The 13,181-nt window shown below is 36.2% G+C and carries 16 protein-coding genes; all 16 read left to right on the top strand.

Annotation, left to right across the window (positions count from 1 at the left end; translation table 11 throughout):
* The first annotated feature begins 219 nt into the window (after positions 1–219).
* The 16 genes from LZ578_RS09085 to LZ578_RS09010 all read left to right on the top strand — a co-directional run bounded on the left by LZ578_RS09085 (position 220) and on the right by LZ578_RS09010 (position 13,130).
* The gene (locus tag LZ578_RS09085) at positions 220–486 is read left to right on the top strand and encodes a phosphocarrier protein HPr (RefSeq protein ID WP_235144852.1); all 267 of its coding nucleotides are present in this window, start codon (positions 220–222) and stop codon (positions 484–486) included.
* A complete protein-coding gene (gene ptsP / locus LZ578_RS09080) occupies positions 486–2,216 on the top strand; it encodes a phosphoenolpyruvate--protein phosphotransferase (protein WP_235146438.1) in 1,731 nt (576 codons plus the stop codon). Before LZ578_RS09085 ends, ptsP begins: the two co-directional genes overlap by 1 nt.
* Positions 2,217–2,369: 153 nt before the next feature.
* Complete coding sequence (locus tag LZ578_RS09075) at positions 2,370–3,641, top strand: glycosyltransferase family 4 protein (protein ID WP_235144851.1); 1,272 nt, start codon at positions 2,370–2,372, stop codon at positions 3,639–3,641.
* A gap of 40 nt (positions 3,642–3,681) precedes the next feature.
* Complete coding sequence (locus tag LZ578_RS09070) at positions 3,682–4,548, top strand: NAD(P)-dependent oxidoreductase (RefSeq protein ID WP_235144850.1); 867 nt, start codon at positions 3,682–3,684, stop codon at positions 4,546–4,548.
* A 119-nt stretch (positions 4,549–4,667) separates the two neighbouring features.
* Positions 4,668–4,898: a YkuJ family protein gene (locus LZ578_RS09065; protein ID WP_235144849.1), complete on the top strand. Its 231-nt coding sequence runs from the start codon at positions 4,668–4,670 to the stop codon at positions 4,896–4,898.
* 194 nt (positions 4,899–5,092) lie between these two features.
* Positions 5,093–5,593, top strand: coding sequence for a hypothetical protein (locus LZ578_RS09060; RefSeq protein WP_235144848.1), 501 nt, complete (start codon positions 5,093–5,095; stop codon positions 5,591–5,593).
* The gene (locus LZ578_RS09055) at positions 5,557–6,366 is read left to right on the top strand and encodes a homoserine dehydrogenase (RefSeq protein WP_235144847.1); all 810 of its coding nucleotides are present in this window, start codon (positions 5,557–5,559) and stop codon (positions 6,364–6,366) included. Before LZ578_RS09060 ends, LZ578_RS09055 begins: the two co-directional genes overlap by 37 nt.
* A gap of 36 nt (positions 6,367–6,402) precedes the next feature.
* Entirely contained in the window at positions 6,403–7,269 is an 867-nt protein-coding gene (gene thrB, locus LZ578_RS09050; protein ID WP_235144846.1) for a homoserine kinase, read from the top strand.
* Positions 7,270–7,509: 240 nt separating this feature from the next.
* Positions 7,510–8,037: a YqeG family HAD IIIA-type phosphatase gene (locus LZ578_RS09045; RefSeq protein ID WP_235144845.1), complete on the top strand. Its 528-nt coding sequence runs from the start codon at positions 7,510–7,512 to the stop codon at positions 8,035–8,037.
* A gap of 19 nt (positions 8,038–8,056) precedes the next feature.
* Positions 8,057–9,172, top strand: a complete 1,116-nt coding sequence (yqeH, locus tag LZ578_RS09040; RefSeq protein WP_235146437.1) for a ribosome biogenesis GTPase YqeH — start codon at positions 8,057–8,059, stop codon at positions 9,170–9,172.
* 49 nt (positions 9,173–9,221) lie between these two features.
* Positions 9,222–9,527 (top strand): ribosome assembly RNA-binding protein YhbY, encoded by a 306-nt coding sequence (yhbY, locus tag LZ578_RS09035; protein ID WP_311198619.1) that lies wholly within the window; start codon positions 9,222–9,224, stop codon positions 9,525–9,527.
* Between the two features lie 51 nt (positions 9,528–9,578).
* Positions 9,579–10,211 carry a nicotinate-nucleotide adenylyltransferase gene (locus LZ578_RS09030; protein ID WP_235146436.1) on the top strand — a complete coding sequence of 211 codons (633 nt, stop codon included), beginning with the start codon at positions 9,579–9,581 and terminating at the stop codon, positions 10,209–10,211.
* A 1-nt stretch (position 10,212) separates the two neighbouring features.
* Positions 10,213–10,812 carry a bis(5'-nucleosyl)-tetraphosphatase (symmetrical) YqeK gene (gene yqeK, locus LZ578_RS09025; protein WP_235146435.1) on the top strand — a complete coding sequence of 200 codons (600 nt, stop codon included), beginning with the start codon at positions 10,213–10,215 and terminating at the stop codon, positions 10,810–10,812.
* A complete protein-coding gene (gene rsfS / locus LZ578_RS09020; protein ID WP_235144844.1) occupies positions 10,809–11,168 on the top strand; it encodes a ribosome silencing factor in 360 nt (119 codons plus the stop codon). Before yqeK ends, rsfS begins: the two co-directional genes overlap by 4 nt.
* Positions 11,165–11,899 carry a class I SAM-dependent methyltransferase gene (locus LZ578_RS09015; protein ID WP_235144843.1) on the top strand — a complete coding sequence of 245 codons (735 nt, stop codon included), beginning with the start codon at positions 11,165–11,167 and terminating at the stop codon, positions 11,897–11,899. Before rsfS ends, LZ578_RS09015 begins: the two co-directional genes overlap by 4 nt.
* A gap of 34 nt (positions 11,900–11,933) precedes the next feature.
* Positions 11,934–13,130: a nucleotidyltransferase gene (locus LZ578_RS09010; protein ID WP_235144842.1), complete on the top strand. Its 1,197-nt coding sequence runs from the start codon at positions 11,934–11,936 to the stop codon at positions 13,128–13,130.
* Positions 13,131–13,181 lie beyond the last annotated feature (51 nt).

The following is a 13,181-nucleotide window of genomic DNA, read 5'->3' as shown; positions in this document are numbered from 1 at the left end:
GTTCTCTTTTCATTTTAAAAAAAACAATATGAAGGAAAGGTTTAAAACAGTTGTCCTTATCAAGAAAAAATGGTAATCTTATTTTGTGAAAGGGTTATTTTTGATGCAATGAGACAATTGATTTCAACAGATTAGAGAAATGAACGTATCTATTGTTATATATTGTCGAAGTTGTAAGAATATTCTTTACAAATTCATATTAAAAGGGGACAAATTATAATGGAAAAGAAAGAATTTAATATTATCGCAGAAACTGGTATTCACGCAAGACCAGCAACACTACTTGTTCAAACAGCAAGCAAATTCAATTCAGATATTAATTTAGAGTACAAAGGAAAATCTGTTAACCTAAAATCAATCATGGGTGTAATGTCATTAGGCGTTGGACAAGGAGCAGATGTAACCATTTCCGCAGAAGGTGCAGATGAAGCAGAAGCAATTGCTGGAATTGTGGAGACTTTACAAAAAGAAGGCCTGGCAGAATGATGGAACGTCGAATAATAGGAATTGCTGCCAGTGATGGTATCGCAATAGGTAAAGCTTACTTGTTAACTGAACCTGACCTATCTTTTGAAAAGAAAAGCGTTTCTGATATTGAAGGAGAAATAAATCGTTTCAATGATAGTCTAGAAATTTCTAAAACAGAAATTCAAGCAATCCGTGATCGTGTAGCGGAAACTGTAGGGGACGAAGAGGCACAAGTATTTGATGCTCATATCATGGTTCTATCTGATCCTGAATTAATTGATAGCATTAAAACAAACATTACAACTAACGAAGTAAATGCAGAACAAGCATTGATGGAAGTAACGGGTATGTTTGTAAATATGTTTGAGTCAATGGAAGACAATCCTTATATGCAAGAACGTGCGGCTGATATTCGTGATGTTACTGAACGTGTATTGAGTCATTTGCTTGGAGTTAAAATTCCGAATCCTTCTTCTATTCAAGAGGAAGTCGTTATTGTGGCAAAAGACCTAACACCAAGTGATACTGCGCAATTGAATCGTGACTTTGTTAAAGGCTTTGTAACGGACATCGGTGGACGAACTTCTCACTCAGCTATTATGGCTCGCTCATTGGAAATTCCTGCAGTTGTAGGAACGAAAACTGTTACAGAAGGTATCAGTGATGGAGATATGGTCATTATTGATGGTTTAGGTGGAAACATCATCATTAATCCAGATGAAGAAACCCTAGCTAGCTATGATGAAAAACGTACTAAATTTGAACAGCAAAAAGAAGAATGGAAATTGCTGAAAAATGCAGAAACGGTTACAAAAGACGGAAAACATATTGAATTAGCAGCAAATATCGGTACACCAAAAGATTTAGTTGGCGTAATTGAAAATGGTGCTGAAGCAGTTGGTCTTTATCGTACTGAATTCCTATATATGGATTCTGCTGATTTTCCAACAGAAGAAGAACAATTCAACGCCTATAAAGAAGTTTTAGAAGGCATGGATGGAAAACCAGTTGTAGTTCGTACGATGGATATTGGTGGCGATAAAGAATTACCGTACTTGAAATTACCGGAAGAAATGAATCCATTCTTAGGTTACCGTGCGATTCGAATCTGTCTTGCAGAACCAGAAATGTTCCGTACGCAGTTACGTGCTCTATTGCGTGCATCTGTTTTCGGGAAATTACGGATTATGTTCCCAATGATTGCTACTTTAAATGAATTCCGTGAAGCGAAGAAAATTCTTGAAGAAGAAAAAGCAAAACTTATTCAAGAAAACATAGCTGTTTCAGAAGAAATTGAAGTAGGAATTATGGTGGAAATACCTGCAGCAGCTGTTTTGGCTCATCAATTTGCTAAAGAAGTTGACTTCTTTAGTATTGGAACCAACGACCTTATTCAGTATACAATGGCCGCTGACCGGATGAACCAACAAGTTTCTTACCTGTACCAACCATATAACCCGTCTATTTTGACCCTTATTAAGCATGTAATCGATTCTTCTCATGCAGAAGGTAAATGGACAGGCATGTGTGGAGAAATGGCAGGAGACCAGACTGCAGTGCCATTACTAGTAGGCTTAGGTCTAGATGAATTCTCGATGAGTGCTTCTAGTGTCCTAAAAACACGTAGTTTAATGAGTAAACTTGATTCAACAGAAATGAAAAAATTAGCTGATAAGGCTATTAATGAATGTACAACAGTAGAAGAAGTTATTGAATTAGTAGATAACATGAAAGAACTACTCGTATAAAAAACACTAAAACACTGCCTTAGGAAATCTGATGGCAGTGTTTTTTTGTATAGGTTTCTATACTAATTTAAGACTTTGGGCTAATGACAAAGAAGTGTCCGTTCTTTATAATAGATAAAAAGAGATTATTCAGAAAAAGAAGGTGGATTAAAAATGAGAATAGGTTTTTTTACAGATTCTTATTTTCCTCAAGTGAGTGGTGTATCGACTTCCATTCGTATTTTAAAGGAAGAGTTAGAAGCTCATGGACATGAAGTGATTATATTTACTACGACTGATCCTAAGGCGGATCCAAACGAAAAAAATATTGTCCGTTTAACAAGTATCCCTCTCCTTTCTTTTAAAGATCGACGAATCGCAATTAAAGGATTTGGAAAAGCACTAAAAGAAGCGAGGAAGTACCATATTGATATTGTTCATACGCATACGGAGTTTAGCATGGGATTAGCGGGGAAATATGTTGCGCATATGTTGAATATTCCTACGGTTCACACCTACCACACGATGTATGAAAAATATCTTCACTACATAGCGAAAGGGAAAGTCTTGAAGCCGAAGAGTGTAGAAGTAGTTTCGCGTATGTTTTGCAACGGTGCGATGGGAGTCATTGCTCCCAGTCAGCTGATGAAAAATAAACTGGCATCTTATAATATTTATAAAGAAATTAGAGTGATTCCTACCGGTGTACCTTTACCAGAAGAAAATCCTGGAGCAAAAATGGACATTCGTCAAAAATTAGGACTGTCAGAAACAGATGTTGTTTTGTTATCTCTTTCTCGTCTTGCCCATGAAAAACGGCTGGAAAAAATAATTGGTGCTTTTCCTACCGTTTTGAAACATTATCCAAATGCAAAACTAGTTTTTGTAGGTGAAGGACCAGCTCGTGAGGATCTAGAAGAGCTTGTGAGGGAAACGAACCTAGAAGATTCTATTATATTTATAGGTGAAGTTAAAAATGAACATGTTCATGAATATTATCAAATGGCAAATCTATTTGTGAATGCTTCTGAAAGTGAAACACAAGGATTGACGTATTTAGAAAGTATTGTGAATGGCTGTCCTATCGTTGCTAAACGAAATGATTATTTAGAAGAGATTATTCGCAATCCTATTCTTGGTTCGTTGTTCCAGGTAGATGAGGAATTTGGTGATTGCATCGTGCAAACTCTTGGACGACTACAAGAGGATCATGAACAATTAGATCAAACAGAAAGATTATTGTTAATGGAAGAAATTTCATCAAGAACCTTTGGAATTAAAGTTATTAGCTATTATCGTAAAATCATTGAAAATTATTATTTTCAAACAATTTTAGAAGAGAAAAAAGCTTTCCTCTTCATTTTAAAATTAAGAAAAAAAGCAAATAGAAAATCCACTCCGTTTTTTATCGGAGTGGATTTTTATTGGAGCACAGCTAGAAAGTGATATACTGAAACTAACAAATTTGGAAGGAATCGGTGAGCATATGTTAGAAAAAATTGGTTTTATTGGTACGGGTGTCATGGGATCTTCCATGGTTCGACACTTACTAGATGCAGGGTACCCTGTCCACGTATACAATCGTACAAAAAGTAAAGCAGATCCATTAGTGGAAGAGGGAGCTATTTGGGAAGATAGCCCAGCTGCAATCACTCGTAATACGGATGTAATCATTACGATTGTAGGCTATCCAAAAGATGTAGAAAGTACATATTTTAGAAAAGAGGGAATTCTTTCTATGGTAGATGATCATCATATTTTAATCGATATGACGACCAGCACTCCGAGTTTGGCTATTAAGATTCATGAAGCTGGAAAAAAGACAGGGACAGCTACATTGGATGCACCGGTTTCTGGCGGAGATAAAGGAGCGAAGGACGGCAAACTTACTACGATGGTTGGGGGAGACGAACGTGCTTTTGAAAAAGTGGAAAAAATATTAGAAACTTTTTCAAGTAAGGTGATGTTACAAGGACCGGCTGGTAGTGGTCAACATACAAAAATGGCTAATCAAATTATGATAGCAAGTACGATGGTTGGTATGACCGAATTAATGGTTTATGCAAAAGCAGCTGGATTAGATATTGAAAGAGTAATCGAACAAGTCGGTGCAGGAAGTGCTGGGAATTGGTCGCTGACGAACTATTCTCCACGTATTCTACAAGAAAATTATTCACCTGGTTTTTTTGTAAAACATTTCATAAAAGACTTAAAAATTGCTTTAAAAGAAGCAGACAAACTAGAAATTGAATTACCAGGAACAAAGTTAGCAAAAGATTTATATATAAAATTAGCAGATGCTGGTAACGAAAATGACGGTACCCAAGCACTTATTAAACTATGGTGGAGTTAATTTGTCTTACTAGTTGAAAGAGTTTTTTATTTCTTCCCTGATATTCAGTATAAAATGATGTTATTCAGAAGAAAAAATGCTAGAATATATTAGAAGTCAGTCTGGAAAGGGGAAAAATTATGAAACCTTCACAACTATCTGCAATCATCCGACGACTAGAAGTGATGATGGAAGACAACGGAGAAATAGAAGTTCGACGCTTTGAAAAAAGTGGAGATGAACGCTGTGTTGTCAAATACAATCGTGAAACTGAATCTTTTGAATTGGAAGAGCATGCGACCAATCAAGTGTATCAGTTTGATGACTTAGACTTAACTGCAATTGAAATTTATGAATTATTGCAAGATTAAAAATCTTCTTTTCAGTTAAAAAAATAGAGATAAACGGAGAAGGTACTGGGAAGTAATGCCAGTACCTTCTCCGTTCTTTTAAAATAAAAAGACATTTTCAAAGAGGATGTATCGATTGGAAGTCAACAATCTAAATATGATATGATTCAATGAAGACATGTTGAAAGAACGGATATAAAAGGAGGAGGATTTTATTGAATAAAGCAATTCATATTGGTTTACTAGGTTTTGGGACAGTAGGAAAAGGAGTTTATGACCTCCTTACCAGAAATAAAGAAAAAATTGAAGAAGCAATTGGTTGTGAACTTCAAGTGAAAAAAATATTGGTGAATCATATAGAAAAACATCAATCTTCACTGGATAAAGGAATACCTCTGACCGATCAGTTTAGTGAGGTTCTCCAAGAAGAGTCCATTGAAATCATAGTAGAAGTAATGGGTAGTATGGATCTTGCAAAAGAATACATTACCCAATCTCTCCGTGCAGGAAAGCAAGTAGTGACAGCGAATAAAGATTTACTTGCTGTAGCGGGAGATGAACTCCTTAAAACTGCAACAGAAAACGGAGTAGGATTACGATTTGAAGCTAGTGTTGGAGGGGGAATTCAATCATTCAAGCCTTACTTGATAGCTTTACAGGTGACCACGTTCAAAAGGTTATGGGGATCATTAATGGAACGAGTAACTTTATGTTGACCAAAATGAAGGAAGATCATTTATCTTATGAAGAAGCATTAGAGATGGCTCAAAATTTAGGATTTGCTGAAAGTGATCCCACCGCAGATGTAAAAGGGATTGACGCAGCACGTAAAATAATTATCTTAACGCAACTTGCTTTTGGTAAAAAAACAGTATTAGAGGAAATGGATATCACGGGTATCACTCATATTCAATCCTTGGATTTTTCTATTGCTGAACAATTGGATGGTACGATTAAATTAGTTGCTCTTTCAGAAATAAAGAACGGAAAAATTTGGACTGAAGTCGCACCGATGTTTGTCTCGTTAGAACATCCATTAGCATTTGTGAAAAATGAAAATAATGCTGTTTACGTAAAGGGCGAGGCAGTTGGAGAAACCATGTTCTATGGGCCTGGTGCTGGTAGATTCCCTACAGCGAATAGTGTAGTTTCTGATATTATTTCTCTTGCCAAAGACAAGAACCGGAAGATCCAAAGTGAAAATCCAGTTTTTCAATCTCAGACTACTAAATTAGAAAACAATGGTGTTTTTTCCAATATTGTGATTCGTTTTAAAGGAAAAGAAGAAGCAGATAAGGAAACTCATTACTTATTAGATCGATTCCAATTAATGGGCTGGGATGCGACTTCTTTATCTACTGAAAATGATTCAACAAAAAACGTTTATATTACCGTAAAGGACTTCCCACGAGAAAAATGGATAGATTTAGAAAACACTTTTTCTTTGGATCCACATTATAGACTAGAAGCTATTTTCTCTATTATATAATTTTTTGTTTATTTAATGAAAGAAGGAAGTGAGCATATGGTAATGATAAGAGTTCCTGCAACATCAGCAAATTTGGGTCCTGGATTTGATTCTCTAGGACTAGCTGTTTCCCTTTATTTAACCGTTGAAATAATAGAAGAGGTAGAGTACTGGGAGATTGAACATCAGTTAGGAAAAGCAATTCCCCAAGATGATACTAATCTAGTGATTCAGACCGCCTTGAAATTGGCTCCAAATTTAACACCTCATAAGTTATTAATGAAATCTGATATTCCACCTGCACGTGGTTTAGGAAGTAGTTCTGCTGCGATTGTAGCTGGTATTGAACTGGCGAATCATATAGGAAACTTAGAAATGACAAAAGATGAAAAAATTCAATTTGCAGCTAAAATAGAGGGTCATCCTGATAATATCCTACCAGCTATTTTAGGAGATTTCACAGTAGGAACCATGCTTGGCGAACAAGTTATTTGGACCCAATCAACATTTCCGGAAGCTGGGTTACTGATTACTATTCCTAATCGGGAGCTTCTGACAACCGAAAGTCGTTCTGTGTTACCAGGTTCTTTACCCTTTAGCGAATCAACAAGAGGGAGTAGCATTGCGAATGTATTAGTTTCTGCCGTTCATCAAGGAGATTTGGTCCAGGCTGGATTCCTAATGGAACAAGATCTATTCCATGAACCATATCGTTCGGAGCTTATTCCTGAATTAAATAAAATACGCGGAATAGCCCATGAAGAACATGCATACGGCACGTATCTTAGTGGTGCGGGTACAGCCGTTTTGACTTTATTACCTGTAGATAAAATACCTGTATTCAAAGAAAGAGTGCAAGAGCTTTATCCGGATTATACACTTCTTCAAACAACAATAGAGCGGATGGGAAGTATGTTTGTTTAAAAAAGGTAGAGAAAATAGTTTCCTAGAGACTGTCTGAATAAACCGGTAGGTTCTCTTGTAATTATTTGCCAAACCTTTATAATTAATATACAATATAGTGTTCGTGATCAATTAAATATCGTGAAGAGAAGAGTTAGCAGACGGTTTCTTTCCTATTTGAGGTGTACTTAAAAAAGCTTCAAGGATTGAAGTTCTATCTCGGAGCTGACCTTTTCTTTATTTGTAGAAAAAGGGGTATATATGTTAGGTAAATTTAAACCGGTATGGATGGTGGAGAGCGTCTATCAGATATCAGCAGAACAGTTGCGTAAGCACAATATAAAGGCAGTTTTTGTCGATCTTGACAACACCTTAATCGCCTGGAATAATCCATTAGGAACAAAAGAATTACTAGTATGGTTAGAAGAAATGAAAGAAAATGATATATCCATTACGATTATTTCCAATAATAGTGGAGATCGTGTGGAAAAAGTAGCCAAGCATCTTGATTTACATTATGTACCACGTGCGTTAAAGCCGTCTCGTCGTGCTTATTTTCGAGCGGCAAAGCAAGCTGGATTTCCACTAGAGCAGTGTGTCATGGTAGGAGACCAACTGATTACAGATATTTTCGGTGCAAATCGAGCCGGCGTCAGATCGATTTTAGTGATTCCAATTCTGGATTCAGATGCTTGGAATACTAAAATAAATCGATTCTTTGAGCGGTTTATTTTAAAAAAATTAATTAAAGATGATCCAAATATGATATGGAGGAAAACACTTGAGTAACGATAAAATTAAAAATGAAATAAATGAAGAAGCAATCTATTGTATCGGTTGTGGTGCAAAGGTCCAAACGGAAAACTCAGAAGAAAAAGGCTACACTCCCGCTAGTGCATTAGAAAAAGGAATAGAATCTGGACAGGTATATTGTCAAAGATGTTTCCGACTTCGTCACTACAACCAGTTAGAAAAAGTTGAATCATCAGATGATGAATTTCTTGCAATGCTGAATAGCATTGGGGATGAGGATGCTTTAGTTGTGAATGTAGTGGATATTTTTGACATGTACGGGAGTATGATTCCAGGATTGCACCGTTTTGTTGGGAATAATTCAGTTCTGTTAGTGGGAAATAAAGTAGATGTGTTACCTCGTTCTGCTAAAAAAGTCCGAATTCAAAATTGGATGTTACAACAATCCCACCAAGTTGGGTTACGTCCTATTGAAGCTTTATTAGTAAGTGGTAAAAATGGTGATTTCATTGAAGAGCTCCTTCAGTCAATTGAGAAACACCGAAAAGGACGTAGCGTTTATGTAGTAGGAGTTACAAACGTAGGAAAATCGACTGTAATGAATCAAATTATTAAAGTGGCTACCGGTAACAATGAAGATATTATTACAACTTCTCGTTTCCCAGGTACTACGTTAGATCAAATTAAAATACCTTTAGATGATGGAAGTTTCATTGTTGATACACCTGGAATTATCCATGAACATCAAATGGCTCATGTTTTAAGTGCGAAAGACTTAAATTTAGTTTCTCCTCAAAAAGAAATTAAACCAATTACTTTCCAATTGAATCCGGAACAAACGCTATTTCTTGGTGGTTTGGCACGGTTTGATTTCCTTTCAGGTGAGCGTAGTTCCTTTACTTGTTATTTTGCAAACGAATTAAAGATTCACCGTACTAAATTAGAAAAAGCCGATGATTTTTATACCAAACACGTCGGATCACTCCTTCAACCACCAACTCTTGATGAAGTGGGAGAGTTTCCAAAATTAGTGAGAAAAGAATTTAACCTAAAAGAAGCTTCAGACGTCGTCTTTTCTGGGTTAGGATGGATCGCGGTTCATCATCCAGCGAAGATTGCTGCGTGGATCCCAGAAGGGGTAGACGTGGTTATTAGAAAGCCAATTATTTAAACACAAATACCAGATAGCATTTTTATCTTGAAAAGAGGAATAGTATGGAATTACGTGGAAAACAAAAACAGTTTTTGAAAAAGAAGGACACCATCTTCAAGCCATTTTCCAAATTGGAAAAGCTGGTTTGACTGACGAGATTATTAAACAATTAGATGATGCATTAGAAAAAAGAGAATTAGTTAAAATTTCTTTATTGCAAAATACAGATGAAGTTCCAGAGGATGTTGCAGCAGAGATTTCTACAGAGTTAGATGCTGTAGTTGTTCAACAAATTGGAAAAACAATTATCTTTTTCCGAGAGTCTTCTCAAGAAAAGAATCAACGTCTATCTGAACAAGTTAATAAAATATAATACGTTATGTGAGCAGAAAGGTGGAAGTATGGTTTGGTGAAGTTGATGGAAATGGTTAGTGATTTGAATTTTTTTACAGTTGAGGAAACTCAACCTGAAGAGAATCCTTTCTTTCGAAAGCGGATTGGAATATTAGGCGGAACGTTTAATCCTCCTCATGTAGGGCATTTAAATATTGCTCAACAAGCTGGCCATCAATTAGGTTTAGATCAAGTATTTTTTATGCCAGATGCTGAACCTCCGCATATCGACGCAAAGCCGTCTATTCCAAGTAAACACCGAAAAAAAATGGTGGAACAATCAATCAAGGGGAATGATTTATTTGCCTTGGAAACGATTGAATTGGAAAGAGGCGGTAAAAGTTATACCGTGGATACCATGAAAGAACTCACTGAAAAAAATCCTGACACGGACTATTATTTTATTATTGGAGCAGATATGGTGGAATATTTACCTAAATGGGAACGAATGGAAGAACTCTTGTTATACGTTCATTTTGTAGGGGTAGGACGTCCAGGCTATCAGGGTGAAAGTGCTTATCCCATTATTTGGGTGGATTGTCCTTCTTTAGATATTAGTTCGACTTCTCTTCGCAAAATGGTGCAAGCAGGACAGTCGATTCGATATCTTGTTTCCGAGAGCGTAGAAGAGTATATAGAGAAAGAAGGACTGTATCTTGACTGAAATGGTTTACTCAGAAAAATATACAAGTTGGACGAGAGATGATATTCTTACGGAAGTAAAATCTAAAATGAAAATTCAGCGATTTGAGCATATTCTTCGCGTTGAAAAAAGTGCGTTAGAGCTAGCACAAAGATACAAAGGGAATTTAGAAGCTTGCAGCCTGGCTGCTATCCTACATGATTATGCTAAAGAGTTACCTAAAGAGACGATGGATTCTATCGTTCAAGAAGAACAATGGAATCCAGAAATCCTTCAATATGGCAGTCAAATTTGGCATGGTCCTGCAGGAGCTTATTTTGCAGAAAAGAAGTTTGGAATTACCGATGAAACAATTCTCACAGCCATTCGTGATCATACGATTGGGAGTGAAAAAATGTCTCTTACGGGAAAGATTTTATTTGTAGCTGATTATATTGAACCAGGAAGAAAATTTCCTGGAGTACAAAACGCGCGAGCGTTAGCAATGGAGAGCTTGGATCAAGCAGTCATGTTTAAAATTACCCAAACGATTATTCACCTAGTGGAAAAGGGAATATTAGTTTACCCAGAAACACTAACAGTATATAATGCTTGGGTAAGAAATAAGGAGGAAATATATTGAAAAGTGAAGAAATACTAAAAGTAATTATAGAAGCAGCAGATGATAAACTTGCGGAAGATATTATCGCAATGGATGTGAAAGATTTAACCGTACTAAGTGATTATTTTGTAGTAACCAATGGTCGTAATGATCGTCAAATGGCTGCTATTGTACAAGGAATTGTACAAGCTGCTGGGAAAAACAACATCCCAATTAAAAATGTAGAAGGAAAAGATTCTGGTAAATGGACTCTAATTGATTTAAATTATGTGATTGTTCATGTATTTAGTTCAGATGAACGCTCTTATTATAATTTAGAAAAACTTTGGAGTGATGCTCCACTTGTTGATATTAGTGATTGGGTAAACGAGCAATGAGTTATCAAATCTTTTCCCGGTTTTACGATAAGGTGATGGATCAATCTGTGTATAAAGATTGGTTGTCCTTTGTAGAACAGAATTCCCATAAAAGCACATTAAAAATATTGGAATTAGCTTGTGGAACTGGAAAAATTGCGGTAGATCTCGCAAAGGCTGGTCATGATGTGACTGGCTTTGATTTGTCTAATGAGATGCTTTCTTTGGCATATGAGCGTATGGAAGAAGAAAATGTTCGTCTTCTTCTTTTAGAAGGTGATATGCGAGAAATAGGAGAAATCGGTAGTTTTGATACGGTTACTTGTTTTTCAGATTCGCTTTGCTATTTGACAGAGGAAGAAGATTTACTACATGTTTTCCAAGGGGTATTTAATAATTTGAACGAAAAGGGTAGTTTTTTATTTGATGTTCACTCCCTGTATCAAATGAACGAAGTTTTTCCTGGTTATCAGTACATCTACCAAGATGAAGATGATGTTTTCCTTTGGGAGAGTTTTGAAGGAGAAAAAGAAAATAGTGTAGAACATATGCTTACTTTCTTTGTTTCACAAAAGGATGAACTTTTCGAACGAATTCATGAATTTCATGAGGAAAGAACCTATAGTATTCCTGTTCTGAAAAGCCTTTTACAAACAGCTGGCTTTCAAGATATTGAAGTACAAGCTGATTTTGGCAGGCAATCCCTTAAAGAAGATACTCCTCGTTGGTTTTTCACTTGTCGAAAAGCATAAAAATAAATAGAGTAAGTGGAGAGGACGGGTAGAAATGAGAAGTTGTGGGATTATTGCTGAGTATAACCCTTTTCATAATGGACATCTCTACCAATTAAAGGAAGCCAAGAGAAGGTCTCAGAGTGAAGTTATGATTGTTGCGATGAGTGGGAATTTTTTACAAAGAGGAGAGCCGGCAATGATTGACAAATGGTCTAGAGCCACTAGTGCTTTGCAAAATGGTGCTGACCTCGTTGTAGAAATACCTGTTTTAGGAAGTTCTCAAGCGACTGATTTATTTGCTAAAAGTGGCATCCGTCTCTTACAAAGTTTAGATTGTAATACCTTCTCATTTGGTGTGGAGCAAGGACGAGTGGATGATTTTATAGAAATGGCTCATTTTATGATGGAAAAAGAAGAAGAACTTAATTTTCTTTTTCAGGAATTTCGAAATGATGGCCGAAGCTATCCTGCTCAAATGGAAGAAGCTATTCGGAAAATAGCAGGAGAAAATGGTCCTACATTAGCTTTTGATACTCCTAATAATTCACTTGGTTTAGCATATGTAAAAGAGAATCATAACTATCCAGAACCAATGGAAACGGTAGTGATTCAACGTACAGGAGCCCAACATCATGATATTGAATCAAAAGAAAACTCCGTATACGCTAGTGGAACAGCAATCCGCAAAGCATTGCTAGAAAAAGAGAAGTTGACAGATTCAAGATGGATGGACTGGGTCCCCCCGGAAACCATAGAAGCTATTTTGAGAAGTCAGTTTGTATCTTGGGAAAACTATTGGCCTTATCTGCGTTATCAACTTCTTTTTAACACACCTGAATCATTAAAAAAGTTTTATCAGGTAGAAGAAGGAATTGAATACCGGCTTAAAAAGTTTTCTACCGAATCAGAATCTTTTTCTCAATTCATAAGTCTCGTAAAGAACAAACGCTGGACCTGGGTGCGACTTCAGAGGGTGTGCCTTTATATCCTACTAGGGATTAAGAAAAAGGATGTAGAAAGCTTTTTTGCTCGTCCTCCTGTTATTCGTATACTTGGCTTCACAACAGCAGGAAGTAAGTATTTGAATGAATTGAAAAAGAAGACAGATACTGTTATGATTACCAATGTGTCCAAAAAAAATAAACAGCATTTATTGAAAGAGTTACAGTCAGATCAAATCTACCAGATTGGCGTAGGACTCCAATTGGATGAACAGAATTATACACGTGCTCCGATTCAGATTCTGTAATATGTATATTCCATTTCATATTTGAAGTGTAATAAAAAAATACTTTACTTG

This window comes from Jeotgalibaca sp. MA1X17-3 (assembly GCF_021513155.1).
GTDB lineage: Bacteria > Bacillota > Bacilli > Lactobacillales > Aerococcaceae > Jeotgalibaca.
The sequence above is the reverse complement of the archived record's forward strand: the minus strand, read 5'-3'. Positions and strand labels throughout refer to the sequence as shown.